The sequence below is a fragment of the Castellaniella hirudinis genome, from assembly GCF_042651965.1.
Lineage (GTDB): Bacteria > Pseudomonadota > Gammaproteobacteria > Burkholderiales > Burkholderiaceae_B > Castellaniella > Castellaniella hirudinis.
The window spans coordinates 181,326-205,787 of record NZ_JBHSDY010000005.1; the positions used below are offsets into that span (position 1 = coordinate 181,326).

General features: G+C 68.2%; 21 protein-coding genes. 12 read left to right on the forward strand and 9 right to left on the reverse strand.

Annotated elements, in window-relative coordinates:
- Positions 1-106: 106 nt before the first annotated feature.
- Positions 107-2,230 (forward strand): S9 family peptidase, encoded by a 2,124-nt coding sequence (locus tag ACFO0J_RS09085; protein WP_376812743.1) that lies wholly within the window; start codon positions 107-109, stop codon positions 2,228-2,230.
- On the opposite strand, the gene ACFO0J_RS09090 is transcribed toward ACFO0J_RS09085, so the two are convergent.
- From ACFO0J_RS09090 to hexR, 6 genes are all read right to left on the reverse strand, one after another.
- A complete protein-coding gene (locus tag ACFO0J_RS09090; RefSeq protein ID WP_376812744.1) occupies positions 2,227-3,546 on the reverse strand; it encodes an MFS transporter in 1,320 nt (439 codons plus the stop codon). The two genes, ACFO0J_RS09085 and ACFO0J_RS09090, sit on opposite strands and share 4 nt — an antisense overlap.
- A 4-nt stretch (positions 3,547-3,550) precedes the next feature.
- Complete coding sequence (locus tag ACFO0J_RS09095; protein WP_376812745.1) at positions 3,551-5,680, reverse strand: TonB-dependent siderophore receptor; 2,130 nt, start codon at positions 5,678-5,680, stop codon at positions 3,551-3,553.
- A 242-nt stretch (positions 5,681-5,922) separates the two neighbouring features.
- On the reverse strand, positions 5,923-6,339 hold the full coding sequence (locus ACFO0J_RS09100; protein ID WP_376812746.1) for a DUF2442 domain-containing protein: 417 nt from the start codon (positions 6,337-6,339) through the stop codon (positions 5,923-5,925).
- Positions 6,326-6,574, reverse strand: a complete 249-nt coding sequence (locus ACFO0J_RS09105) for a DUF4160 domain-containing protein (RefSeq protein WP_376812747.1) — start codon at positions 6,572-6,574, stop codon at positions 6,326-6,328. The genes ACFO0J_RS09100 and ACFO0J_RS09105 overlap by 14 nt, the downstream gene beginning before the upstream one ends.
- A gap of 140 nt (positions 6,575-6,714) precedes the next feature.
- A complete protein-coding gene (gene mfd, locus ACFO0J_RS09110; protein WP_376812748.1) occupies positions 6,715-10,179 on the reverse strand; it encodes a transcription-repair coupling factor in 3,465 nt (1,154 codons plus the stop codon).
- Between the two features lie 17 nt (positions 10,180-10,196).
- Positions 10,197-11,042, reverse strand: a complete 846-nt coding sequence (gene hexR / locus ACFO0J_RS09115) for a transcriptional regulator HexR (RefSeq protein ID WP_376812749.1) — start codon at positions 11,040-11,042, stop codon at positions 10,197-10,199.
- A 183-nt stretch (positions 11,043-11,225) separates the two neighbouring features.
- Here hexR and edd point away from each other — a divergent pair, with 183 nt between their 5' ends.
- The 9 genes from edd to ACFO0J_RS09160 all read left to right on the forward strand — a co-directional run bounded on the left by edd (position 11,226) and on the right by ACFO0J_RS09160 (position 20,150).
- On the forward strand, positions 11,226-13,067 hold the full coding sequence (gene edd, locus ACFO0J_RS09120; protein ID WP_376812750.1) for a phosphogluconate dehydratase: 1,842 nt from the start codon (positions 11,226-11,228) through the stop codon (positions 13,065-13,067).
- Between the two features lie 79 nt (positions 13,068-13,146).
- Positions 13,147-14,172 carry a LacI family DNA-binding transcriptional regulator gene (locus ACFO0J_RS09125; RefSeq protein ID WP_376812751.1) on the forward strand — a complete coding sequence of 342 codons (1,026 nt, stop codon included), beginning with the start codon at positions 13,147-13,149 and terminating at the stop codon, positions 14,170-14,172.
- Positions 14,173-14,304: 132 nt separating this feature from the next.
- Positions 14,305-14,979, forward strand: coding sequence for an amino acid ABC transporter permease (locus ACFO0J_RS09130; RefSeq protein ID WP_376812752.1), 675 nt, complete (start codon positions 14,305-14,307; stop codon positions 14,977-14,979).
- Complete coding sequence (locus ACFO0J_RS09135; RefSeq protein WP_376812753.1) at positions 14,976-15,632, forward strand: amino acid ABC transporter permease; 657 nt, start codon at positions 14,976-14,978, stop codon at positions 15,630-15,632. Before ACFO0J_RS09130 ends, ACFO0J_RS09135 begins: the two co-directional genes overlap by 4 nt.
- 80 nt (positions 15,633-15,712) lie before the next feature.
- Positions 15,713-16,519, forward strand: coding sequence for a transporter substrate-binding domain-containing protein (locus ACFO0J_RS09140; RefSeq protein ID WP_376812754.1), 807 nt, complete (start codon positions 15,713-15,715; stop codon positions 16,517-16,519).
- Between the two features lie 26 nt (positions 16,520-16,545).
- Positions 16,546-17,316, forward strand: a complete 771-nt coding sequence (locus ACFO0J_RS09145) for an amino acid ABC transporter ATP-binding protein (protein ID WP_376812755.1) — start codon at positions 16,546-16,548, stop codon at positions 17,314-17,316.
- 9 nt (positions 17,317-17,325) lie between these two features.
- The gene (locus ACFO0J_RS09150; protein WP_376812756.1) at positions 17,326-18,123 is read left to right on the forward strand and encodes a sugar phosphate isomerase/epimerase family protein; all 798 of its coding nucleotides are present in this window, start codon (positions 17,326-17,328) and stop codon (positions 18,121-18,123) included.
- Positions 18,110-19,060 (forward strand): sugar kinase, encoded by a 951-nt coding sequence (locus ACFO0J_RS09155; protein WP_376812757.1) that lies wholly within the window; start codon positions 18,110-18,112, stop codon positions 19,058-19,060. Before ACFO0J_RS09150 ends, ACFO0J_RS09155 begins: the two co-directional genes overlap by 14 nt.
- Positions 19,061-19,172: 112 nt before the next feature.
- Positions 19,173-20,150: a 2-hydroxyacid dehydrogenase gene (locus tag ACFO0J_RS09160; RefSeq protein ID WP_376812758.1), complete on the forward strand. Its 978-nt coding sequence runs from the start codon at positions 19,173-19,175 to the stop codon at positions 20,148-20,150.
- A gap of 3 nt (positions 20,151-20,153) precedes the next feature.
- On the opposite strand, the gene eda is transcribed toward ACFO0J_RS09160, so the two are convergent.
- The gene (gene eda / locus ACFO0J_RS09165; protein ID WP_376812759.1) at positions 20,154-20,780 is read right to left on the reverse strand and encodes a bifunctional 4-hydroxy-2-oxoglutarate aldolase/2-dehydro-3-deoxy-phosphogluconate aldolase; all 627 of its coding nucleotides are present in this window, start codon (positions 20,778-20,780) and stop codon (positions 20,154-20,156) included.
- A gap of 257 nt (positions 20,781-21,037) precedes the next feature.
- Between eda and ACFO0J_RS09170 the strand changes: the two genes are divergently transcribed.
- Positions 21,038-21,826, forward strand: coding sequence for an IspD/TarI family cytidylyltransferase (locus ACFO0J_RS09170; RefSeq protein WP_376812760.1), 789 nt, complete (start codon positions 21,038-21,040; stop codon positions 21,824-21,826).
- A 27-nt stretch (positions 21,827-21,853) separates the two neighbouring features.
- Positions 21,854-22,345, forward strand: coding sequence for a 2-C-methyl-D-erythritol 2,4-cyclodiphosphate synthase (gene ispF, locus ACFO0J_RS09175; protein ID WP_376812761.1), 492 nt, complete (start codon positions 21,854-21,856; stop codon positions 22,343-22,345).
- A 41-nt stretch (positions 22,346-22,386) separates the two neighbouring features.
- Here the strand turns inward: ispF and ACFO0J_RS09180 are convergent, their stop codons facing one another.
- Together ACFO0J_RS09180 and ACFO0J_RS09185 are read right to left on the reverse strand one after the other, a co-directional pair.
- The gene (locus tag ACFO0J_RS09180; protein WP_376812762.1) at positions 22,387-22,935 is read right to left on the reverse strand and encodes a peroxiredoxin; all 549 of its coding nucleotides are present in this window, start codon (positions 22,933-22,935) and stop codon (positions 22,387-22,389) included.
- A 122-nt stretch (positions 22,936-23,057) separates the two neighbouring features.
- Positions 23,058-24,428 (reverse strand): ATP-binding protein, encoded by a 1,371-nt coding sequence (locus tag ACFO0J_RS09185; protein ID WP_376812763.1) that lies wholly within the window; start codon positions 24,426-24,428, stop codon positions 23,058-23,060.
- Positions 24,429-24,462 lie beyond the last annotated feature (34 nt).

Consider the following 24,462-nt stretch of genomic DNA (forward strand, 5'->3'; position numbering starts at 1 on the left):
TTGACAGGTTCCTGTCAGGTTCCGCGCCATTTCCGCTCGAGTCAGGGTGATAGAATCCCTGCGATTCATTCTCGATCAAGGGCATGCCCCGATCCTCTCCGCGTCCATGCCTTCCTCTTTCGTATCTCCCGGCCGGCCGCCGGTCTGGCCCGATGTCCAGCCTCCCGTCGCTCCCCGCGAGACCCACGAAATCCGGCAGCTCGGACGCGTGCGCACCGATGCCTATGCCTGGATGAAACTCATCCCGTCATCCGGGACGCGGACGCTGGACACGCTGCCGCCGCGCCTGCGCGATCATCTGCAGGCCGAGATGCGGTATGCGCAGGACGTCCTGCATCCCCTGGAAGCCGACGTTCGATGGTTCCATGAACGCCTGAGCGCCGGAGCACCTGCCATCCAGGAGCCGCCGCCCCCCGCGGCGGCGGGCTGGCGCTATCACGCCGGGCTGCCCGAAGGCGGTTCGCATCGCGTCTTTTGCCGTTCCGACGCGGATGGGCGGACTCAGCGCCTGCTCGACGAAGCCGTGCGCGCCGAGGGGCACGCCTACTATCGCGCGACGGACCATCAGCCCAGCCCGGACGGCCGCTATTTTGCCTGGGCGGAAGATGTGGTCGGCGATGATCGCCACCGGATCTGCCTGCTCGACATCGCCAGCGGCGACGTCCGCACCCTGGTGGCGGCCGATGCCTTCGGCTACGGCGGCTTCACCTTTTCACCTTCGTCCCGCCACCTGTTCTGGATCTGGCGCGACGCGCACAGCCGTCCGACCCGCCTGTACCGTTCCCCGGTCGAGGGCGGCGAGGCGGCGCTGGTCCACGAGGAGCAGGATCCCGCCATCTTCATGCGGGTGGCGCGTACGGCGGCCGGCGGCTTCGTGACGCTGACGCTGGCCGGCCCGGACACCGGCGAGGTCCGGCTGATCGCCGCCGACGCCGAGACGGACTCGCCCCGTCCGGTGCGGCCGCGCCGGCGGGGCGTGCGCTACGAGGTGGACGAGTGGAACGGCGCCCTGCTGATGCTGACCGATGCGGACGGGGCGGTCGATCGCAAGCTGCTGCGCCTCGATCCCGTCACGCTCGAGGTCCGCGACGAACTGATCCCCCACCGGGCCGGTGTGCCCATCCTCGCGATCCGGCCTTTCGCCGAGGCGCTCGTCCGGCTGGAACGCGTCCAGGGCCTGCATCGTCTCGTGCTGACGCATCTCGACGGGCGGGAGACGACGATCGGATTCGATGAGCCCGCCTATTGCCTCGCGCTCGCCGCCCTGCAGCCCTATGGCGCCGGGCAGGCGCGCATCACGCATCAGGCGCCGGCCAGCCCGCCGTGCTGGGTGGACGTGGACCTGGCGAGCGGACGCCGGCATGTGGCGGGACGCGCCGATCCGCGCGGCTTCGATCCCGCTGCGTACTGTGTCGAACGACTGGAGGCACGGGCGCCGGATGGGGAAACCGTGCCCATGACCGTGCTGTCCCGACGGGATGCGCATGGGCCGCAGCCGTTGCTGCTGACGGGCTATGGCGCCTACGGCATCGCCCGGGAGCCCGATTTTTCCTGGCCGGCGGCGGTGCTGGTCGATGCCGGGTTCCGGTATGCGATCGCGCACGTGCGCGGCGGATCGGAGAAGGGCGCGCGCTGGTACCAGGACGGATGCCGCGAACACAAAGGCCATTCGATGACCGATTTCATCGCCTGCGCGCGCCATCTGGCGGCAAGCGGCCATGCCGCGCCCGGCCGGATCGTGGCCCATGGCGTGTCGGCCGGCGGGCTGCTGGTGTGCGGCGCGATGAACATGGAGCCCGGGCTCTGGGCGGGCGTGATCGCCCAGGTGCCTTTCGTCGACATGCTGAACACCATGAGCGACGCCGATCATCCGCTGGTGCCGCTGTTGCGCCCGGACTGGGGCGACCCGCTGGACGACCCGCAGGCCTATGACTGGATCGCCGGCATTTCGCCCTACGAGAACGTCGGCCGGGCCGATTATCCGCCGCTGCTGTGCACGGCCGGACTGAAGGACGACCGCGTGCCCTATTGGGAACCGGCCAAGCTGGTGGCGAACATCCGCCGCCGGGGGACCGGCGACCGGCCGGCGATCCTGGTCCTGGACCCGGACAGCGGCCACCAGGGCAGCGACGATCGGGACCAGGCGTTCGCGCAGGCGGCGCTGTTCTGGGCCTTCGCCTGCCGGTGCGCGGGGGTGCCGGTGCCGCCGGCAGGGGCGGGGCGCTCCTAGGCGGGGCTTTCCGCCGCCAGCCGCCGTTCTTTGATCGTCCGCAGGACGGACCGCAGGGCGCAGCCGGCGGACACCGTCAGCGCCGGCACGGCGACGGCGGCGACGGCGTTCAGCAGATGCTTGTCGAACATCCCGTCCGACAGCGTGCCGGCCAGCAGCGGGCCGGCGGCGCCGAACAGCGAAACGACGAAGCTCCAGAGGGCGAAGCAGCGCGCCCTGAGGGACGCGGGCGCCAGATCCTGCAGCATGGTGGGCACCAGGGCGTTGGCCGTGCAGGTCATGAACAGGAACAGCCCGACGGCGATGAAGGCCTGGTCGAGCGTGCGCATGGACGTCAGCAGCAGGAGCACCGGGATGGCGATGACCACCGACAGGCCCATGACCAGGGGGCGCGCCGCCTGGCCGATGCGCCTGGCCAGGGCGCGGTCCAGCAGTCCGGCCACCGGCAGGCAGCCGACGCTGGTGAGCAGGATGATGAGCCCCATGGCGTGGCCGATGTCGCCGGGCGCGGCGTCGAACCGGCGTTCCAGCGACAGCGCGATCAACTGGTTGAGCGCCTGCACCGCGGTGATCAGGCAGCCGGCCGTGCCGACGAACAGGCCGACGGCCCGCCAGCGCAGCCGCAGGAAGGCCGGCAGCGACCCGTGGGCCGCGCGGTCGTCCGCACCGAGGTGGCGGACAGGGTCGGCCGTCAGGGCGCCGAGCAGCAGCAGGGGCAGGCCGGCCATGCCGAGCAGCAGAAAGGCCTTGCGCCAGGGTTCCGCCTCCCAGGCGAACAGCGTGTCCGCCGCGGACAGGATGACGTCGCTGAAATAGAAGCCGCCGCTCGCCCCGGCCGCCATCAGGGCCGCGAAGCCGAGATTGGACGCCACCCGGTGCCGCTCCGGTGCCAGGTCGGGAATCATGGAGTAGACCAGCGGAACCATGGCGAATTCGGTGACGCCCGCGGCCGAACGGCCGATGAAGAAGAGCGGGAACGTGTGCGCGATGGCGCTCAGCCCCATCAGGGCGGACGAGACCGCGATCAGGCACAGCAGCACCCGCTTGCGCGAGTAGCGGTCCGCGAAGCGCGCCAGCGGGATCGCCAGCGCGCTGGCGATCAGGATGCCTGCCAGTCCCTGCAGCGCGCCCAGGGCGGCGTCGCCGACGCCGAAGCTTTTCTGGATGGCGGACAGGGAGACGGCCTGCAGCCCGACGTCGGCCATTTGCAGGCCGGCGGCGATGCCCAGGAAAGCGACCGTGAAAAGACCCTGGACAGTCCAGGCGGACTGTCCAGGGCATGCGGCGTCCCGGGATGGGGCCGGGCTCAGTGTCATTGACTCAGCGCCATTGATATTGCAACTGCATGTCGATGGTGCGTTCACTGCCGTAGTAGCAGTAGAAGTCGCAAGCGCTGACGTAGGTCTTGTCGGCCAGGTTGCGCGCGTTCAACTGCACGGCCCAGTTGCGGTCGATCTGGTAGCGTGCCATCAGGTCGAGCAGGGTGTAGCTGGGCACGGTTTCGCCCGGGTAGTTTTTCTGATCGTTCGTCGAGCCGTTGTAGCGTACGCCGGCTGCGACCGTCAGTGCGCCGCCGCGAGGCATGTCGAAGCGGTGATCGACCCAGAGGCTGGCCTGGTGGCGAGGGATCAACGGCGTGCGGATGGTCCGTCCACCGTCGATGTCCTGGCGGGAGTGGTTGTAGGTGTAGCTGACCTTCAGGCCGGTGCGTGGCGTGATCCTGAAATCACCCTGCAGTTCCACGCCTTTGTTGGTGCGTTTGCCGCTCTGCGATTGGATGTTGGATGCGTCCGTGACGAGGGCGTTCTTTTCTTCGATGTCGAAATAGGCCAGGGTCACGGTGCCGTCCAGCCAGTCGGGCTCCAGCTTGATCCCGACTTCCTTCTGTTTCCCCTCGTAGGGCTGGTAGCCATTGCCGTGGCCGTCGGCGCCTGCGATGGGCTTGAAGGATTCGGAATAGCTGACGTAGGGGGAGACACCGTAGTCGCTGATGTACATGGCGCCGACGTTCACGCTGTTGTGGCTGGCGTCGTATCCGGCGATCGTCCCGCTGCTGAGGCTGTCACTTCTGGCACGGTCGTGCCGGATGCCGGCATTGAAGTTCCAGTGCGACCCGACCCGCGCCTGGGCGGAGGCGTACAAGCCCAGCTGGTTGGTATGCAGGTCGTAAGGGAGTGCGGTGACCGGGAAAGACTGGCCGTAGACCGGATCGAACATGTCCAGGTTCGGCGCCCAGCCGAAGCCGTTGTTGCGGCCAGAGGTGCTGGACTTCAGGTAGTCGATGCCGACGACGGGCAGGATCTCCACCGATTCGCCCAGGCGCACATGGCCTTTGATCCGGTTGTCGATGTAGTGGTTGCTGGTGCTGCCGTCGGTGAGCGAATAGCCGCGCAGCAGTTCGCGATTGTTGTCCGATGACCAGGCGAATACGTTGCGCTGGTCGATGTCCAGGTGGGAATACTTGTAGTTCTGCGTGAAGGTCCAGTCCGGGCTCAGCTTGTGGCTGAACAGCCAGCCGGCGCTGATCTGCGTGCGCTTCAGATGGTCGAAACCAGGCTCGCCCGCGTTCAGCCGCCGATCGATCTTGCCGTAGGGAGTGTCGATGAGGGTGCCGTAGCCGGACAGGAAACCGTTGGTGGGGCGGCCGTCCTCGCGCTGGATGCTGGTGAGCAGCGTCAGGGACGTACGATCATTGAAGTCCATCGTCAGGCTGGGCGCCAGATAGTAGCTCTTCATGTCCGTTTCGCGCTGCATGCTGTCCGCGCGGCGAGCCTGGGCGACGATGCGGTAATAGACGTTGCCTGCCTCGTTGGCGATGCCGTTGTAGTCGATGCCCAGGCCCAGGCGGCCGCGATGGCCTGCCTCGGCGTTCATCAGCAGGGATTCTTCCTTGTGGGGCCGCTTGGTGACCAGGTTGACTGCGCCGCCGGTCTCGGATGCGCCGAATTCCAGTGCGCTGGGGCCTTTCAGGACTTCAACCTGTTCAACGCCGAAGATCTCCGGTTTCCAGACGAAGAATCCGTTCGGGGTCGTCGGCGTGCCGTCCAGCGAGGTCGATGCGTCAAACCCCCGGATCTTGAACCATTCGACCTTGTTGTCCCCGCCGAAGGGTTCGCTGAGGATGCCCGCCTGGTATTGCAGGGCCTCGTCGAGCTTGCGTGCGCCCTGATTTTCGATGTCCTTGGCGCTGATCACGACGCTGGAATTGGGGGCGTAGAAGTCCAGGCTCTGCAGATCGCCGACGGAGCCGGTCACGGTGACGGCGCCGAGTTCCTTGACCGCCTGGCCGTTGCCGGCATTGGCCGCCTGGTCGGCGGTTGCGGCCGTCGAGCCGGCGGCGCCCGCGTTCGTTGCGGTGTTTTGCGCATGGCCGGGCGCCGAGGCCAGCGCGAGGCACCCGGTCGCGGCGAGCGCCGCCCAGGTCTTGGGTGAATGAATGGATTTCCGCATGTCTTTCCTGGTCGGTGGACGATGAAGGGAGCGGAAAGGGTGTGAAAGCCCCGCAGGTTTTCCGGGCCCGACGGCGGCTTCGCGCGAATTTCCCCTCTCTGGATCAGGCGTGTCTTGTAGACCTGTCCTGAATGAGGGATAAATTCTAAACAATAATGATTATCAGTTCAAATATTAAGTAAATTGTCAGATCGACAGGCCTGGCGGTGGTGCGCCTGTGTTCGAGAGGGCGGTGCGTGATCTCAGCCGCCATCCGGCCGCTTGCGTGGTCGCCCGCCTTTGCGGCCATTGAGGCGCGCCGCCCGGGTCTTGGCCTCGGAGCGAGCTCGCCCGCCCGCCTGTCCGAGCAGGCTCGCCATCCAGCGGCGCGTGCCGAACAGCCCCTGGATCAGGGCGGGCACATATAAATCCGCGTCCAGATCCGGCCAGTGCAGCCCAGTGCCTTCCGGGCTGATTTCGATCCTGTCCAGGGAGGCCGGCGGCGCGTCCGCCAGCCCTTGCAGCAGATGAACCGAAATGGTCAGCTCGAGGCCGTGGCGCAGCGTGATGACGATCCGCCGTGAGGCGGCATCGTAACGCACGGCCTCGGCGTAGCCGGTGTCCGGGATGGGGTCATCATCGTCCGGGAGCGACGTGGGGAAGGTGTCAGAGATCGTCATGGGTCATGCTCCAGTGCAGGCATAGCAGATGGGCGTGTGCTTCCAGCCGCTTGCGAATCCGGGACAGCGTGTGGTGCGCCAACCCGGCGATCCGGGCGGGCTCCGGTGGGCCATGCGGGCAATTGAGCCAGAACACGGCCTCAGCGTCGTGGCCGATCACGTGGACGTGGGGCGGACGGTGATCATTGGGGTAGATCACGACACGCCAGCCTTCGAATCGCAGGATGGTAGCCATAGTTTATATAAACCCAAGCGGTTTGGATAGTAGCGAACATGCCAAACCACCAGCATGCCTGTGGGCATGCTGGATGGGGAGTCTATGGCGCGAGTTTGGTCCGCTGAGGATATTCCGGATGGAGGCTTAGGTCCGGCCGCCTACGCCGTTCCGCCCAGCCTTTGCAGCAAGCCCCTCAGCTTCTGCACGCGACCCGGCACGTCCACGGCGCCGCCGAAGGCGATTTTCAGGCGGTCGGGGCCGTTCAGGCGGACCTGGCGGTCCTGTTGCACCAGTTCAATGATGCGGATCGGATCCACGTTGGGCTGGGCGGAGAACTGGATCGAGGCCTGGGTTTCGCCGGCGTCGATCTTGATCACGCCCAGCGGCTCGGCCAGCAGGCGCAGGCGGTGCAGCGACAGCAGGGTCTGGCCGGCCTCGGGCAGCTTGCCGTAGCGGTCGATCAGTTCTTCCTGCAGCAGGGTGAGCGCGTCGGCGTCGGCGGCGTGCGCCAGGCGCTTGTACAGGCCCAGGCGGGCCTGGACGTCGGCGCAGTAGTCCGAGGGCAGCAGCGCCGGGGCGTGCAGGTTGACTTCGCACTGGCTGCCGAAGGGCGATTCCAGGTCGGGCTCCTCGCCGGATTTCAGGGCGCGCACGGCGGCGGCCAGCATGTCGTTGTACAGGCTGTAGCCGATTTCCTGGATGTTGCCGGACTGCGATTCGCCCAGGACCTCGCCGCTGCCGCGGATCTCCAGGTCGTGCATGGCCAGGAAGAAGCCGGCGCCCAGTTCCTCCATGGACTGGATGGCTTCCAGGCGCTTTTTGGCGTTGGCCGTGATGGCATCCTCGCCTGGAGTCAGCAGGTAGGCGTAGGCCTGGTGGTGGGACCGGCCGACCCGGCCGCGCAACTGGTGCAACTGGGCCAGGCCCAGCTTGTCGGCGCGGTGGATGAGGATGGTGTTGGCCGAGGGCACGTCGATGCCGGTCTCGATGATGGTGGTGCACAGCAGCACGTTGTAGCGCTGCTGGTAGAAGCCCTTCATGACTTCTTCCAGTTCGCGCTCGGCCATCTGGCCGTGGGCGACGGCGATGCGGGCTTCGGGGACGAGTTCCTCCAGCCGCGCGCGGCGGTTGTGGATGGTCTCGACCTCGTTGTGCAGGAAGTAGACCTGGCCGCCGCGCTTGAGCTCGCGCAGGACGGCCTCGCGGATGGTGCTGCCGTCCTCGCGGCGCACGAAGGTCTTGATCGCCAGGCGTTTCTGCGGCGCGGTGGCGATGACGGAGAAGTCGCGGATGCCTTCCAGGGACATGCCCAGGGTGCGGGGGATGGGCGTGGCCGTCAGGGTCAGCACGTCGACTTCGGCGCGCAAGGCCTTCAGGGCTTCCTTCTGGCGCACGCCGAAGCGGTGTTCCTCGTCGATGATGACCAGGCCCAGTTGTTTGTAGCGCACGTCCTTGGACAGGAGCTTGTGCGTGCCGATGACGATGTCCACGGATCCTGCGGCCAGGCCGTCGATGGCCTTGGCCGTTTCCTTGCCGGTGCGAAAGCGCGAGAGTTCGGCGATGCGCACCGGCCAGTCGGCGAAGCGGGTGGCGAAGTTATGCGCGTGCTGTTCGGCCAGCAGGGTGGTGGGGCACAGCAGCGCCACCTGACGGCCGTTCATCACGGCCAGGAAGGCGGCGCGCAGGGCGACTTCGGTCTTGCCGAAGCCCACGTCGCCGCAGACCAGGCGGTCCATGGGACGGCCGGAGGTCATGTCCTGGATGACCGCGTGGATGGCGTCGGCCTGATCCGGGGTTTCCTCGAAGCCGAAGCCCTCGGCGAAGGCCTGGTAGTCGCGGGCGGGGAATTTGAAGTGCAGGCCTTCGCGCGCGGCGCGGCGGGCATACAGGGCGAGCAGCTCGGCCGCCGTGTCGCGCGCCTGGCGGGCGGCCTTGCGGCGGGCCTTTTCCCATTGGCCCGAGCCCAGCGGGTGCAGCGGCGCCTGATCCGGGTCGGCGCCGCTGTAGCGGGCGATCAGGTGCAGTTGCGAGACCGGCACGTACAGGGTGGCGTCGCGGGCGTATTCAAGATGCAGCAGTTCGATGGGGCCTTCGCCCAGGTCCATGCTGACCAGGCCGTGATAGCGGCCGATGCCGTGCTGGACGTGCACCACCGGGTCGCCCACGTGCAGTTCGGCCAGATCGCGCACCATGGCGTCGATGTTGCTGCTGTGTTCGTGGCGGCGGCGCGTGCGCGCCGGCCGTCCGGCCTGGGCGGGATAGAGATCGTTTTCCGTCAGCACCGCCAGCCCGGCGGGCGGCGACTGGAAGCCGCCCGTCAGCGGCGCCACGACCAGAGAGAAGCGTGCTTCACCCTGCAGGCAGTCCTGCCAGGAATCAAAGATCGCGTCCGGCTTCAGACGATAGTCGGCCAGCAGTTCGGCGATGGTTTCCCGGCGCCCGGCGGAGTCCACGCACAGCGCCGTGCGCAGCGGTGTCGCGTCCAGATGGCGGCGCAGGTCGGCCAGGGGATCGTCGGCGCGGCGGTTGACGGCCGCAGCCGGGCAGGGGCTGAAGTCCGGGTGCGCGCCTTCGTCGGTCAGCGCCAGCCGGGCCAGGCTGCGCAGGCCGGTGTGAAAGGCCTCGTCGTCCAGGAACAGGGCGTCGGGCGGCAGCACCGGGCGTTCCGGGTCGGACTTCAGGAACTGCCAGCGGTTGCGGGCGTCCTGGACAAAGCGCTCGATGGCGGCCGAGGCGTCGCCCAGGGTGACGGCGATGGTGTCGGGCGGCAGGTAGTCGAACAGCGTGGCGGTCTGCTCGAAGAACAGCGGCAGGTAGTATTCGATGCCGGCGAAGGCGATGCCGTTGCCGATGTCCTTGTAGGGCAGGGCGCGTGACGGATCGCCCTCGAAAACTTCGCGGAAACGCGCGCGGAAGCGGTTGCGCGCGGCCTCGTCCATGGGGAATTCGCGGCCCGGCAGCAGTTCGATTTCGCGCACCGGGTACAGGCTGCGCTGGGTGTCGCCGTCGAAGCTGCGGATGGACTCGATCTCGCGGTCGAACAGGTCGAGACGGTAGGGCAGGGCCGATCCCATGGGGAACAGGTCGATCAGGCCGCCGCGGATGCAGAACTCGCCCGGCGCGCCGACCTGGGTGACGTGGTTGTAGTTGGCCAGGGTCAACTGGGTGCGCAGGCGTTCTTCATCCAGCGCATCACCTTGGCGGAACTGGAAGGTGTAGGCCGCCAGGAAGGCGGGCGGGGCCAGGCGGACCAGGGCGGTGGTGACCGGCACCACCAGGATGTCCACGGCGCCCTGGCCCAGGGCATGCAAGGTCCGCAGGCGTTCGGATATCAGGTCCTGGTGCGGGGAAAAACTGTCATAGGGCAGGGTTTCCCAGTCGGGCAGGAAGCGCACCCGCAGGTCCGGGTCGAACAGGGCGATCTCGTCGGCCAGGCGCCGCGCGGCCAGCGGATCGGCGCAGAACGCGGCCAGCGGATGCCGGGCCTCGCGGGCCAGCGAGGCCAGCAGCAGGGCGTCGCCGGAGCCCGGCGGGCGTGGCTGGGCGTAGCGCTGGCCGGGCCGCAGGGCGGCCAGGGTGGGGCCGATCGACGGCAGGGACAGAGGGGTGTTCGAAGAATCCATGGGGTGTTCGGGAGAAGTTACGGCCGGCGCTTGCCGATCAGGCTTTTCTTGGTTTTTTCCAGCACGCGGCTGGCCTGGTCGCCGCGCCGCAGGGCCACGCCCAGGGCCAGCACGTCGATGATGGTCAGATGCGCCAGCCGCGAGATCATGGGGCTGTAGAGCGCGGTGTCTTCCTGGGTGTCGGCGCGCAGGATCAGGGTGGCCCGTTCGGCCAGGGGCGTGCCGGAGGCGGTCAGGGCGATGATCGGGCACGCGTTCGCCCGTGCCAGATCGACGGCTTCGAGCAGTTCACGCGAGCGGCCCGAATGCGAGATGGCCACCAGCACGTCGGCGGGGCCCAGCAAGGAGGCCGCCATGGCCTGGATGTGGCTGTCGGCGTAGGCGGCGACCGCCAGATCGAAGCGGAAGAACTTGTGCTGCGCGTCGGTGGCGACGATGCCGGAATTGCCCACGCCGTAGAACTCGATGCGGCGGGCCTGCGCCAGCAGGCCGATGGCCGACTCGACGGCGGCGGGGTCGAGCGCGTCGCGCACGCGCAGCAGCGCCGAGACGGCGTTGTCGAAGACCTTGCCGGTCAGGCCGGCCACGCTTTCGTCGGATTGCAGCGAGGAATGCACATAGGGCACGCCGGTCATCAGGCTGGCGGCCAACTGGACCTTGAAATCGGGCCATCCTGCGTGGCCCAGCGCGCGGCAGAAGCGGATGACCGTGGGCTCGCTGACCTCGGCCGCCTGGGCGATTTCGCCGATGGTCATGCGCGCGACGTCGCCGGGGTGGGCGATGGCCAGGCGCGCAACGCGGGCGGCGGCGCGGCTCAGCCTGGGCAGGCGGGCGCGCAGCTCGGGCAGGATGGATGTGTTCATGTGGGCATCAGTATAAAGGCGGCCTGTTGCGGCTGGGCGCAACAGGGACGAGATCGGGCGGCCGCGATAAGTAGTGAAATTACATAAACTAAGTAAATTTCAATTGAATAAATAAAAAATGTAGTTTTACTAAAAACAAGCCTATACTGAAGCCTCGTTCATCTCTGCATTCCGGAGGTTCCTGTGGCGCCCGCACCCCTGCATCCCGTCGTCCAGTCCGTGACCGCGCGCATCATCGCCCGCAGCCGCGCCACCCGTGAACCTTATCTGGCGCGCAGCCGCGCCGCCTATGGGCGAAAGACGCAGCGCGCCGGGCTGGCGTGCGCCAATCTGGCGCACGCCCTGGCCGCCGAACCCGATGCCGCCAAGGCGCGCCTGGCGGGCACGGAGCGGCCCAATCTGGCCATCGTGTCGGCCTACAACGACATGTTGTCGGCGCATCAGCCGCTGGGCCGCTATCCGGCCTGGATCAAGCAGGCCGCGTTTGCCGCCGGCGGCAGCGCCCAGTTCGCGGGCGGGGTGCCGGCCATGTGCGACGGCATCACCCAGGGCCAGGCGGGCATGGAACTGAGCCTGTTCTCCCGCGACGTGATTGCCATGTCCACGGCGATTGCGCTCAGCCACCAGATGTTCGACGCGGCGGTCTGCCTGGGAGTGTGCGACAAGATCGTGCCGGGCATGCTGATCGGCGCGCTCGCTTTCGGGCATCTGCCGGTGGTGTTCGTACCGGCCGGGCCGATGCCGTCCGGCGTCTCCAACGAGGAAAAGTCCCGCGTGAGGCAAGCGCATGCACGCGGCGAAGCGGACCGCGACGCCCTGCTGGCCTCGGAAATGGGCGCCTATCACGCGCCCGGCACCTGCACGTTCTACGGCACGGCCAATTCCAACCAGATGCTGATGGAGATCATGGGCCTGCACCTGCCCGGGGCGTCCTTTGTGCCGCCGGGCACGGCGCTGCGCGAGGCCCTGACGCGCGAGGCCGCGCGCCATGCGCTGGGGCTGGCCGCCGGGGGCGGGCGCTTCACGCCGGTGGCCGAAGTCATCGACGAACGCGCGCTGGTCAACGGCATCGTCGGCCTGCTGGCGACCGGAGGTTCCACGAACCACACTTTGCATCTGGTCGCGGTCGCCCGCGCGGCCGGCATCGCAATCGACTGGGACGATTTTTCCGACCTGTCGGCCGTGGTGCCGCTGTTGACGCGCGTCTATCCCAACGGCGCGGCCGACGTGAACCAGTTCCAGGCGGCGGGCGGCATGGCCTTGCTGATCCGCAGCCTGCGCGACGCCGGACTGCTGCATGATGAGGTGACCACCGTCATGGGCCGGGGACTGGCGGCCTACACGCGCCGTCCGGCGCTGCGCGAGGGCGCCGTGGTCTGGGAAGACGGCCCGTGCGCCTCCACCGACCTGTCGGTGCTGCGCGGGGCGGATGCGCCTTTCAGTCCGGACGGTGGCTTGAAGCTGCTGCGGGGCAATCTGGGGCGTGCGGTGATCAAGGTCTCCGCCGTCGCGCCCGAGCATCGCGTGGTCGAGGCCCCGGCGCGGATCTTCGACACGCAAGAGGCGCTGTTGCAGGCCTTCGGGCGCGGCGAACTGGAGCGCGATCTGGTGGCGGTGCTGCGTTTTCAGGGGCCGCGTGCCAACGGCATGCCTGAACTGCATCAACTGACGCCCGCCCTGTCCGTGCTGCAGGCCCGGGGGCACCGGGTGGCCCTGGTGACCGACGGCCGGATGTCGGGCGCCTCGGGCAAGGTGCCCGCTGCGATCCACGTCACCCCCGAGGCTTGCGCAGGCGGACCGTTGGCGCGCCTGCGCGACGGGGACGTCGTGCGGCTGGACGCGTCGACCGGCACGCTGGCGGTGCTGGGGGACACGGACTGGCCGGCGCGCGCGCCGGCCGGGTTCGATCCGGCGGCGTCCGCCCAGGGCATCGGCCGGGACCTGTTCGGCGTGGCCCGCGCCCAGGCGGACGGGGCCGAGCAGGGCGCCGGTTTTTTCCAGTGGCCGCAATGGGCGGGGCGCTGAGCATGCGCCGGTCCGATGGATATCGCCGATCTGGTGGATACAATGGGGCGCCAAGTTTCCTGACCAGGCCTTTACGCCCATGAGCCCTCATCCGCCGCGCAGCACGATCGCCGACGTGGCCCGCCGCGCGGGCGTGTCCAAGGCCACGGTATCGCGGTTCCTCAACCACCGCGATACCCTGCTGTCGCCGGAAATCGCCCAGCGGGTCGAGGCCGCGATCGAGGCCCTGGCCTACACGCCCAGCCCGATGGCCCGGGCGCTCAAGCGCGGCCGTTCGCGGCTGATCGGCCTGGTGGTGGCCGACATCACCAATCCCTATTCCGTCGCCGTCCTCAGCGGGGCGGAGCAGGCCTGCCGTCAGGCGGGCTATCTGATGATGCTGTTCAATCTGGCCAACGAGCGCGAACGCGAAAGCGTGGGCCTGCAGATGCTGTCCTCCTACCAGGTCGAAGGCTTCATCCTCAACACGCTGGGCCTGGAGCAGGGCGCGGTGCTCAAGTCGGTCCTGCAGGACCGGCCGGTGGTGTTGGTCGACCGTCTGTACCAGGGCCTGGAAGTCGATTTCGTCTCGCTGGACAATGTGCAGGCCATCGACGCCTGCTTCGATCATTTGATGGCGGCGGGTTATCGGGATTTCCTGTTCGTCACTGAACCGCTGGGGGCCGTCAGTTCCCGGATCGAGCGCGTGCGCGCCTGCGAGGCCCGCCTGGCGGCGCTGGCGCCGGCGGCCGAGGGCCGCTGGGTCGAGGCCGGCGCCGATGATCCGGACGGCCTGGCGCGTGCCTTGCAGGATGCGCGCGCCGGTGCGCGCCGACCGCCTGCCGTGATTGCGGCCAACGGGGTGGTGACCATGCGCATCGTGGCCGCCGTGACGGCGCTGGGCTGGCGCCTGGGGGAAGAGATCGGCCTGATCGGCATCGACGACACGTCCTGGGCGCCGTATGTCGGGCCGGGGATCAGCGCCGTGGCGCAGCCGACGGACGCGTTGGGCAGCCTGGCGGCACGCTGCCTGATCGAGCGCATCGGCGGTCTGGCCGTGCCCGCGCGCACGATCCGGCTGCCCGGGACACTGATGGCGCGGGGTTCGACGCGCCTGACGCCGTAAAGCCCCCGCCCCCTGGGGCTTGAAGACCGCCAAACCCGGGATCCGGATTCCAGGGTTAGCCCCGATATTCGCCAATTCTGCATTTCAGTATAATGAAACCGGTTTCATAAAGACGGATTTACGGTAATTCCCATGAATTACACCTTCCAGTTCGGTCCGGTGTTCGAGGCATGGCCGCTGCTGCTGCACGGCACCTGGATGACGATCCAGCTCTCCGGCCTGGCCATGTTGTTCGGCCTGGCGGTCGCGGTGCTGTGCGCCTGGGGCAAGACGGCCGGGCCGGCGCCCGCCCGTGCGCTGATCCAGGTCTACATCGAACTCATCCGCAACACGCCTTTCCTGGTCCAGTTGTTCTTTTTCTTCTTCGCCCTGCCGGCCGTCGGCGTGCGCTGGTCGCCCTATACGGCCGCGCTGGTGGCCATGACGGTCAACCTGGGCGCCTACGCCACGGAAATCGTGCGTGCTGGGATCGAGGCCATCCCCCGGGGCCAGATCGAGGCCGGCCTGGCCCTGAACCTGACGCGGCTCGAGGTTTTCCGCTTCGTGGTGCTCAGGCCCGCGCTGCGCGCCATCTATCCGGCGCTCACCAGCCAGTTCATCCTGCTGATGCTGGCCTCCAGCGTGGTGTCGGTGATCTCGGCCGATGACCTGACGTCGGTGGCCGCCACCCTGCAGTCCGAGACCTTCCGCAGCTTCGAGATCTACATCGTCATCACGCTGATCTATCTGGTGTTGACGCTGTGCTTTTCCACCGTCTTTCGCTGGATCCACGACCGCTATCTTCATTATCCGGACGGCCGCTCATGAGAACCTTCGGCTCCTCTGATTTCTGGTACATCCTGCAGGCCGCCCAGTGGACCGTGCTGCTGTCGATCATCGCCTTCATCGGCGGCGGGGTGGTCGGGCTGGCGGTGGCCCTGGCGCGTACCGGCACGCACCGCGCCGCCCGGGCGCTGGCCACGGGATTCATCAAAGTGTTCCAGGGCACGCCGCTGCTGCTGCAGTTGTTCCTGGTGTTTTTCGGCGCGCCGGTGATCGGTCTGGAAATCGACCCCTGGACGGCCGCCGCCGTGGCGCTGACGCTGAATGCCGGCTCGTTTCTGGCCGAGATCTGGCGCGGCTGCATCGAGGCCGTGCCGCGCGGCCAATGGGAAGCCGCCGCCGCCCTGGGGCTGAATTACCGTGACCGCCTGCGCGACGTGATCCTGCCGCAGGCCCTGAAGGTCGCCGTGCCGCCCACCGTGGGTTATCTGGTCCAGGTCATCAAGGGCACGTCGCTGGCGGCCATCATCGGCTTTACCGAACTGACCCGCGCGGGCCAGATCGTGAACAACGCCACGTTCGAGCCCATGGTGGTCTTTTCCATCGTGGCGGCCCTGTATTTTCTGCTGTGCTGGCCGCTGTCGCTGCTGGCGGGGCGGATGGAGCGGCGTCTGGCCCTGTCCCAGGCGCGCAGTTGAAGCATCCAGGGTTTCGGGGCGGATCCCGCCCCATTTCAGTGTCAACAGGCCCCGGGCCGACAAACTTACGGAGACGTTCTATGTTCAAGAAACACACCTTGCGCGGCATGTTGGGCGGCACCCTGCTGGCCGCCTGCGCCACCCTGGCCATCGGCCTGGCGCCTGCGGCCTCGGCCGAGACCATCGATCAGGTCAAGCAAAAGGGCGAACTGACGATCGGCATGCTGGTCGATTTCCCGCCCTACGGCATCATGAACACCGAGAACCAGCCCGACGGCTACGACGCCGACGTGGCCAAGCTGCTGGCCAAGGACCTGGGCGTCAAGGTCAAGATCCTGCCGGTGACCGGACCCAACCGCATTCCCTACCTGCTGACCGACAAGGTCGATCTGCTGGTGGCCTCGCTGGCGATCACGCCGGAGCGGGCCAAGCAGGTGCAGTTCTCGCATCCGTATTCGGCCGCGCAGATCGTGGTGTTCGGTGGCAAGGATCTGAAGGTCTCCGGTCCGGAAGGTCTGTCGGGCAAGAAGATCGGCGTGGCGCGCGCCAGCACCCAGGACATCGCCGTCACCAAGATCGCCCCGAAGGATGCCGACATCCGCCGCTTCGACGACGACGCCTCGGCCATGCAAGCGCTGCTGTCCGGCCAGGTCGACGCGATCGGGTGCTCCACCACGGTGGCCGCCGGCATCGCCAAGCGTGCGCCGGACCGCTTCGACAACAAGTTCGTGCTGCTGCAGCAGGAAATGGCCGTGGCCATGCGCCCGGGCCAGCCCGAAACGCTCAAGGCCGTCAACGAACTGGTCGACCGCAACATCCAGAACGGTGAATTCAGCAAGCTCTACCAGAAGTGGCTGGGCTCGCCGCTGCCCGAACTGAAGCAATAATCCTGACTGATTGACGACTGGCCGCCATGACTTCGACCCCGCCCCGCAATACGCCTTCCGGCGATCCGATCATCCAGATCGAGAAGCTCAACAAATGGTACGGGCAGTTCCATGCCCTGACCGACATTGACCTGACGGTGGCGGCGGGCGAGCGCATCGTGATCTGCGGCCCTTCGGGCTCGGGCAAGTCCACCCTGATCCGCTGCATCAACGGCCTGGAGACCATCCGGGACGGGCGTATCGTGGTGGACGGCATCACCCTGGGCGCCGACGGGCGCGGGATCGACGCCGTGCGGCAGGAAGTCGGGATGGTGTTTCAGCAGTTCAATCTGTTTCCCCACATGACGGTGCTGCGCAATTGCATGCTGGCGCCGATGCGTTCGCGCGGGCTGACGGCCGCGCAGGCCGAGGCCCTGGCGATGGAATACCTGTCGCGCGTGCGGATCGCCGAACAGGCGCACAAATACCCCAGCCAGCTTTCGGGCGGGCAGCAGCAGCGCGTGGCCATCGCCCGCGCCCTGTGCATGACTCCCAAGGTCATGCTGTTCGACGAACCCACTTCGGCCCTGGACCCGGAAATGGTCAAGGAAGTCCTGGACACCATGATCGGCCTGGCCCGCGACGGCATGACCATGCTGTGCGTGACCCATGAAATGGGTTTCGCCCGCAGCGTGGCCGACCGGGTGATCTTCATGGCCGACGGCCGGATCATCGAGCAGGCGCCGCCGGACCAGTTCTTCGAGTCTCCGAGTCACGAAAAGACGCGCGGTTTCCTCGGCCAGATTCTGAATCACTGAGGGCGGGGCATGAATACGCAGATCCCGGTGCACGGCGCACTGGTTTCCCTGACCTCGTTTGGCGCGGACGAGGTCCGGCGCCACGGCCAGGCCTGGTTTGCGCGCCTGGCCCGCACGGCCGGCGCCCATGGTGTCGAGGTGCGCGGCGAACTGTTGCGCGAAGACGCGGCGGGCGAACTCGATGCGTTGGCGGCGCTGGCTGCTGAAACCGGCCTGGCCTGCGTCTATTCCAGTCCGCGGGGGATGTGGGATGCGGCCGGCCACTTTGACGCGACGGCCGTCCACGAAGGCTTGGAACGCGCGCTCCGGCTGGGCGCCGGCTGGTTGAAAATGTCGATCGGCGGCTTTGCGCCGCGTGCTCCGGCGGGCCTGGACGCTTTGCGAACCTTGCTGGCCGGTCATCCGGTCGAACTGCTGGTGGAAAACGACCAGACGGAATCGGCGGGCACCCTCCCGGCCCTGGCCGCGTTCTTTCGCGCTGCGGACGATGCGGGCGTGCCCTTGGGCATGACTTTTGACATGGGCAATTGGCACTGGGTGGGCGAATGCCCGCTGCAGGCGGCCGCGGCGTTCGCCTCGCGGGTGCGCTACGTGCATTGCAAGGGGGCGCTGCGGCGGTCCGACCGCTGGGTGGCCGTGCCGCTGGAATCGTCCGCCGCACCCTGGCGCGCGGTGCTGCGGGCGCTGCCGGCCACGGCCCCCCGGGCCATCGAATATCCCTTGGTGGGCGAGGACCTCACCCGCATCACGGGCCAGGCGCTGGATGCGCTGCGCCGACTGGAGCAGGCTCTCTATGACAACAAATGAATCGCTCGACGTCGTCACGCTGGGCGAGGCGATGGTGATGCTGGTGGCCGGGCAGCCCGGGCCGCTGGAGCAGGTAGACGCTTTTGACAAGCGTACGGCGGGCGCCGAGACCAACGTGGCCATCGGACTGGCCCGCCTGGGTCTGCGGGTCGGCTGGGGCAGCCGCCTGGGGCAGGATTCCCTGGGCCGCTACCTGCTCGACAGCCTGCGCGGCGAGGGTGTGGATTGCTCGCGCGTGGCCCTGGTGGCGGGCGAGCGCACCGGCCTGCTGTTCAAGGACCGGGTCCTGGACGGCAGCGATCCCAAGGTCGAATACCACCGCGCCGGCTCTGCGGCCAGCCGCATGCGCCCGGACGACGTGGATCAGGGCTGGCTGCTGTCGGCCCGGCATCTGCACTCGACCGGCGTATTTGCCGCAGTGTCGGACGGCAGTTTCCAGGTCACGAAACAGACCATGCGCCTGATGCGCGAGGCCGGCCGGACCGTGTCCTTCGATACCAATCTGCGCCCCACGCTGTGGGCCTCGACCGAGGCCATGCGCGCCGGGATCAATGAGCTGGCCGCGCTGGCCGACTGGGTGCTGCCCGGCGTGGAAGAAGGTTTGCTGCTGACCGGCGAGCGCGCGCCCGAAGCCATCGCGCGTTTCTACCTCGACCTGGGCGCGCGGCTGGTGGTCGTCAAGCTGGGTGCGGACGGAGCGTATTACGATGACGGCACGCGCAGCGGCCACGTGCCGGCCAGCCCCGTGGCGCAGGTCGTGGACACCGTGGGCGCGGGCGATGGCTTTGCCGTGGGGGTGATCAGCGGCCTGCTCGAAGGCCTGCCGCTGGAACGCGCCGTGGCGCGCGGCGCCTGGATCGGTGCGCGCATGGTGCAGGTGCCGGGCGATACCGAGGGCCTGCCCACGCGGGCCGAGTTGCAGGCGGCGGGGCTGTAGTCCGCCGTCGGCGTGTATTTTTGCCGCCAGGCCGCCCTAAGGCCCGCCCCCATGGGATGGGGGCGGCAAGCCCGAAGGGCGCGGCGTGGGGGCATTTTCTGGAGTCCCTTGCATGTCCGCCCAAACGTCCCGTCAAACCGTTCTCGTCTATCGCGATCTGCCCGAGCCGCAATTGGCGCGGATTCAGGCCGAGCACGAGGTCATCCGGGCCGACCCCCGCCGCGAAGATCAGCGCGAGGCGTTCTTCCAGGCGCTGGGCCGGGTCCAGGGCATGATCGGCTCCAGCGTGCGCCTGGACCCGGCGATGCTGGACCGGGCGCCCGCGCTGCGGGTGGTGTCCAGTATTTCGGTCGGCGTCGATGCCTATCCGCTGGACGCGCTGCGCGAGCGCGGCATCGTGCTGTGCCATACCCCGGACGTCCTGACGGAATCCGTCGCGGATCTGCTGTTCGGCATGGTGCTGGCCACCAGCCGCCGGCTGTGCGAGATGGCGAATCTGGTGCGCGAGGGGCGCTGGCTGCACAGCGTCGGCCCTGCCGAATACGGTTGGGATGTGAACGGCAAGACTCTGGGTATCGTCGGCTACGGCCGGATCGGCCAGGCGCTGGCCCGCCGCGCGGCCCTGGGCTTCAATATGCCGGTGGTCTATCACAGCCGCCGGCCGGTCGACAGCGGCCTGCCGTCCGGCAAGGCGCGGGCCGTCGGGCTGGAGGCGCTGCTGGAGACCGCCGATTTTGTCGTGCTGGTGTTGCCGCTGACCGAGTCCACGCGGGGTCTGATCGGGCCGCAGGCCTTTGCCCGCATGAAGCCCGGCGCGATCCTGATCAACGGTGCGCGCGGCCCCATTGTCCAGGAACGCGCCCTGCTGGACGCCCTGGAGGGCGGGCGCCTGCGCGGCGCCGGGCTGGACGTGTTCGACGTCGAGCCGCTGCCCCAGGATTCGCCGCTGCGCGGCCATCCGCGCATCCTGGCGTTGCCGCACATCGGTTCGGCCACGCACGAGACCCGCACCGCCATGGCGGCCATGGCGGTGGATAATCTGCTGCACGTGTTGCGGGGCGAGGCCCCGCGCGCGGCTTATCCCCTGTAGCGCCTATCTTGCCGCGAGCGCGCAGGCTTCGCGGGCCAGCGCGGTGATGGCGTCCCATTGGCCGGCCTGGACGGCGGCGGCGGGCGTCAGCCAGGAACCGCCGATGCAACCGACGTTGGGCAGGGCCAGGTACTGGGCGGCGTTGCCCGCGTGGATGCCCCCGGTGGGGCAGAAGATCAGATCGGGCAGGGGGCCGTGCCAGGCTTTCAGCAGCGCCGCGCCGCCCACGGCCTCGGCCGGAAACAGTTTCTGCACCAGAAAGCCCAGGTCGGCTGCGCGCATGGCCTCGGAGGCTGTGGCCACGCCCGGCAGGAAAGGCATGCCCGAATCCCGCACGGCGCGGGCCAGGTCTTCGGTCAGGCCGGGGCTGATGCCGAAGCGGGCGCCGGCGCGCATGGCGGCGTCCAGTTGCTGCGGCGTGCGCACGGTGCCCACGCCGACCACGGCGTCGGGCACCTGATCCTGAATGGCGCGGATCGCGTCCAGCGCGGCCGCCGAGCGCAGCGTGATTTCCAGCGTGCGGACTCCCCCTGCCACCAGGGCGCGGGCCAGGTTCACGGCCGAGTCTGCGTCATGGACCACGATGACCGGCATGACGGGGCTGAGTTCGATCAGTTCGAGAGCATTCATGGATGTCAGAGGCGGGGTGCCGAAAGAAAAGATGTAGCCATTCTACAAGCGAAAGGCGATGTCATTGATATTTTTGTGATTTTGATCTTTCGGCTACTTTTTGGTGTGCTCGCAGCCGAGGACTTGGGGGGATGGCCGTGCTGCCGGACCCAGGGGTAAGGCGCGCCCCGTGGGCTAAAATCGCCCTTCATGAAATCCCTTCCTTCTACGCGTCGCGGCAGGGCGATCCGTCCCGCCGCGCAGGACCGGCCAAGCCGATGACCGAAGCCCTGATCGCCCTGGTGCCGGCCGCGGGTATCGGCGCGCGCGCCGGCAGCCCCGATGGCCGGCCCAAGCAGTATCGTGATCTGGGCGGCGAACCCATGCTGCGCCGTACAGTACGGGCCTTGCTGGCTGATCCGCGCATCATGCAGGTGCGGGTAGCGGTGGCGCCCGGCGATTCCTGGGTGGAGGCTGCCCTGGCCGGCTTGCCGCGCACGGTCTGGCGTCCTTGCGGCGGCCCCACGCGGGCCGAGACCGTACGCGCCGCCCTGCAGGACGCCGGTCTGGCGGACGACGCCTGGGTGCTGGTGCACGACGCTGCACGGCCGGGCTTGCCGGTCGATGCCCTGGGGCGCCTGATCGATGCCTGCCTGGCCAGGGACCGGGGCGGGCTGCTGGCCCTGCCGGTGGCCGATACGGTCAAACAGGCCTGGGGCGCGCTGGATGCAGGCCGCTCGGATCGATGCTCGGCGGACGGTGACGCGCAGGCCGGGCACACGCAGGTCGGTTACGCCCGGGTGGCGCGGACCCTGCCGCGCGAGGGCTTGTGGCTGGCGCAGACGCCGCAGATGTTCCGTGCCCGGGAATTGCAGGCGGCGCTGGACGCCTGCGCGGGCGATCCCCGGGTGACCGACGAGGCCTCGGCGGTGGAGCTGGCCGGCGCCTCCGGCCGCGCGCCCTTGCTGGTGCGCGGCGCGCGCGCCAACGACAAGCTGACCTGGCCGGAAGATTTCGACTGGTTCGAGGACCGATTGGCGGCAGGCCGCGCGCCTGCTGACCGCTGAGCCACATCCCATTGGAGCCATCCCATCATGACGTCCCCCTTTCCTTTCCGCATCGGCCAGGGCCACGATCTGCACGTGCTGGCCGAGGGCCGGCCGCTGATCCTCGGCGGCGTGCACATTCCCTACGAGCGAGGGCTGGTCGGCCATTCGGATGCGGACGCCTTGCTGCATGCGATCACCGACGCCGTGCTGGGGGCGGCGGGGCTGGGGGACATCGGCCGGCACTTTTCCGATCGCGATCCGCGCTGGGCCGGGGCCGACAGCCGCCTGTTCCTGCGCGAAGCCGCGCGCCTGGCCCGCGAGGCGGGCTGGACCGTGGTCAATGTGGACGCCACGGTGCACGCCCAGGCGCCCAAGATCGCGCCGCATGCGCCGGCCATGGTCGCCTGCATCGCCGGTGATCTGGGGATCGATCCGACGCTGGTCAACGTCAAGGCCAAGACCAACGAAGGCCTGGGCTATCTGGGGCGGGGCGAAGGGATTGCGACCAGCGCAGTGGCGTTGCTGGCGAGAATCTGAGACAGATGCCGGACCGCAGGCGCGGCCCGGCGTGGGAAGGACTACAGGGTGCCGCCGCCGATAGGACGGTTGCAGGCGCACAGGCCTTCGGTCTGCAGCGCGTCCAGGACGCGCAGGGTTTCCTCGGGGCTGCGGCCGACGTTGAAATTGTTGACCGCCACGTGCTGGATGATGTTGTCCGGATCGACGATGAAGGTGGCGCGCAGGGCGACGCCTTCGGACTTTTCGCGGATGCCCAGCGGGTCGACCAGCGCGCCGGCCGTGTCGCTGAACTGGTAGTGGTTGAGCTTGCCCAGTTCCGGGCTGTCGCGCCGCCAGGCGAGCTTGACGTATTCATTGTCGGTCGAGCCGCCCATGAGGACGGCGCCGCGTTCCTCGAATTCGTCGGCCAGGGCGTTGAAGCCGACGATTTCGGTGGGGCAGACCTGGGTGAAGTCCTTGGGGTAGAAGTAGATCACCTTCCATTTGCCGGGGAAGGACGATTCCGTGATGTCCTCGAAGGCTGAGACGCCGTTTTCCTCGTGCTGATTGAAGCCGGGTTTGACGCCGGTGACGCGGAAGGCCTCGAGCTTGTCGCCTATGGTTTTCATCGGGGCTCCTGAGATGAGTACGGCCATCGGGGCCGCATCCCATTCTACGCCATCGGCCTCGTCCGCCGCAGGCCGTCCGAGTCCGCGGATGCACGCGGCGCGAGGACTTGTTCAGGCGCTCCCTAACCCTTGGCCTTGGGGATCTCGATGCGCGCCAGCAGGCCCTGGGGGGCGTTGGTCGCCAGGGTGAATTTTCCGCCCACCTGGCCCAGCAGCCGTTCGACGATGGACAAGCCCAGGCCTGCGCCGCTGACCCCGGTGCGGGCGGATTCACCGCGCGCGAAGGGCCGCAGCAGGCGCTGGATGTCGGTCTGGGGGATGCCGACGCCCTGGTCGCGGACTTCGATGGTCAACTGGTTGCCGCTCTGGTAGGCGGCCAGGCTGATGTGGGCGCGGCCGTCGCTGGCGCTGCGGCCGTAGCGGCGCGCGTTCTCGATCAGGTTGCTGACGATGCGCTTGAGATCGTTGGCGCTGATGCGCGCCTGCAGGCCGGGCTGAATGGAGGCCTGCAATTCGCCGCCCAGGGACGCGGTGTGGCTGCGCTCACGCTCGAACAGGTCCTGCAGCGCGCGCGAGACGTCGACGCCGGTCGCCGGCACCTGGCCGGCCGGACGCGCGTATTCCATCAACTGGCCGATGCTGTGGTTGATCTGGGCCAGATCCTCGTCGATGGCCTGGCGGGCCTCGTCGGTCATGTGGCTCATCTCGATTTCCAGGCGGATGCGCGCCAGGGGAGTGCGCAGGTCGTGGGAAATCCCCGCCAGCATGATTTCCCGGTCGGCCTCGTTCTGCCGCAGGTCGCGCGCCATGCGGTTGAACGCCATGTTCATGTCGCGGATCTCGATCGGCCCCTTTTCGGGCAGCGGCGTGGGCATTTCGCCGCGCGCCAGTTGCTGGGCGACCTTGGCCAACTGGGCCAGGGGCTGATTGATGAAGCGCACGCTGATGGCCGCCCCCAGCAGCGCCAGCATCAGGGACGCCGCCACCCAGCCCAGCCATTCTCGGCCGGTGGTCAGGCGCAACTGGTCGCGGTCGAAGACCAGCCAGTACAAGTCTTCGTTGATGTGGAAGCTGATCCAGATGCCGGGGGCCTGGTTGACGGACCACATGACGGCCGTCTGGCTGCCCAGGCGGGAGCGGATCTCGCCGGACACATTGTTCCAGTAGTCGGTGTGGGGCAGGGGTTCGAGCACATCGGAGCGCTCGCGGGGCTGGACGCGAAGGCTTTCCTGGGTGGCCAGGTCCAGCAGCAGCGAGGGTCGCACGGCCGGGTCGGCGTACATCAGGGCCGAGCGCGTGATGCTGACCGTGGTGGCGATACGCTGCGCCAGTTGGGCGGCGCGGGGGCCTTCTTCGATGTTGAAGACGATCTGCAGCCACGCCCCCAGGCTGACCAGCATCAGGGAGGCGATCAGCAGGAAGGAACGGCTGAACAGCCCCAGCCGCAGCCGGGGCCGGATGCCGTGCCGGAGCAGCCGTCTCAGGAAAGTCATGGGAGGAACGATGCGCGCGGCCCGAAGGCCGCCA

What these genes read in the sequence shown, in the direction of transcription:
- ACFO0J_RS09095 (WP_376812745.1), bottom strand. Translation starts at nt 5,680, where the DNA reads ATGCGGAAATCCATTCATTCACCCAAGACCTGGGCGGCGCTCGCCGCG.
- mfd (WP_376812748.1), bottom strand. Translation starts at nt 10,179, where the DNA reads ATGGATTCTTCGAACACCCCTCTGTCCCTGCCGTCGATCGGCCCCACC.
- ispF (WP_376812761.1), top strand. Translation starts at nt 21,854, where the DNA reads ATGACGTCCCCCTTTCCTTTCCGCATCGGCCAGGGCCACGATCTGCAC.
- ACFO0J_RS09150 (WP_376812756.1), top strand. Translation starts at nt 17,326, where the DNA reads ATGAATACGCAGATCCCGGTGCACGGCGCACTGGTTTCCCTGACCTCG.
- ACFO0J_RS09185 (WP_376812763.1), bottom strand. Translation starts at nt 24,428, where the DNA reads ATGACTTTCCTGAGACGGCTGCTCCGGCACGGCATCCGGCCCCGGCTG.
- ACFO0J_RS09125 (WP_376812751.1), top strand. Translation starts at nt 13,147, where the DNA reads ATGAGCCCTCATCCGCCGCGCAGCACGATCGCCGACGTGGCCCGCCGC.
- ACFO0J_RS09155 (WP_376812757.1), top strand. Translation starts at nt 18,110, where the DNA reads ATGACAACAAATGAATCGCTCGACGTCGTCACGCTGGGCGAGGCGATG.
- ACFO0J_RS09130 (WP_376812752.1), top strand. Translation starts at nt 14,305, where the DNA reads ATGAATTACACCTTCCAGTTCGGTCCGGTGTTCGAGGCATGGCCGCTG.
- ACFO0J_RS09090 (WP_376812744.1), bottom strand. Translation starts at nt 3,546, where the DNA reads ATGACACTGAGCCCGGCCCCATCCCGGGACGCCGCATGCCCTGGACAG.
- eda (WP_376812759.1), bottom strand. Translation starts at nt 20,780, where the DNA reads ATGAATGCTCTCGAACTGATCGAACTCAGCCCCGTCATGCCGGTCATC.
- ACFO0J_RS09085 (WP_376812743.1), top strand. Translation starts at nt 107, where the DNA reads ATGCCTTCCTCTTTCGTATCTCCCGGCCGGCCGCCGGTCTGGCCCGAT.
- ACFO0J_RS09105 (WP_376812747.1), bottom strand. Translation starts at nt 6,574, where the DNA reads ATGGCTACCATCCTGCGATTCGAAGGCTGGCGTGTCGTGATCTACCCC.
- ACFO0J_RS09100 (WP_376812746.1), bottom strand. Translation starts at nt 6,339, where the DNA reads ATGACGATCTCTGACACCTTCCCCACGTCGCTCCCGGACGATGATGAC.
- ACFO0J_RS09160 (WP_376812758.1), top strand. Translation starts at nt 19,173, where the DNA reads ATGTCCGCCCAAACGTCCCGTCAAACCGTTCTCGTCTATCGCGATCTG.
- ACFO0J_RS09145 (WP_376812755.1), top strand. Translation starts at nt 16,546, where the DNA reads ATGACTTCGACCCCGCCCCGCAATACGCCTTCCGGCGATCCGATCATC.
- ACFO0J_RS09170 (WP_376812760.1), top strand. Translation starts at nt 21,038, where the DNA reads ATGACCGAAGCCCTGATCGCCCTGGTGCCGGCCGCGGGTATCGGCGCG.
- ACFO0J_RS09135 (WP_376812753.1), top strand. Translation starts at nt 14,976, where the DNA reads ATGAGAACCTTCGGCTCCTCTGATTTCTGGTACATCCTGCAGGCCGCC.
- ACFO0J_RS09180 (WP_376812762.1), bottom strand. Translation starts at nt 22,935, where the DNA reads ATGAAAACCATAGGCGACAAGCTCGAGGCCTTCCGCGTCACCGGCGTC.
- ACFO0J_RS09140 (WP_376812754.1), top strand. Translation starts at nt 15,713, where the DNA reads ATGTTCAAGAAACACACCTTGCGCGGCATGTTGGGCGGCACCCTGCTG.
- hexR (WP_376812749.1), bottom strand. Translation starts at nt 11,042, where the DNA reads ATGAACACATCCATCCTGCCCGAGCTGCGCGCCCGCCTGCCCAGGCTG.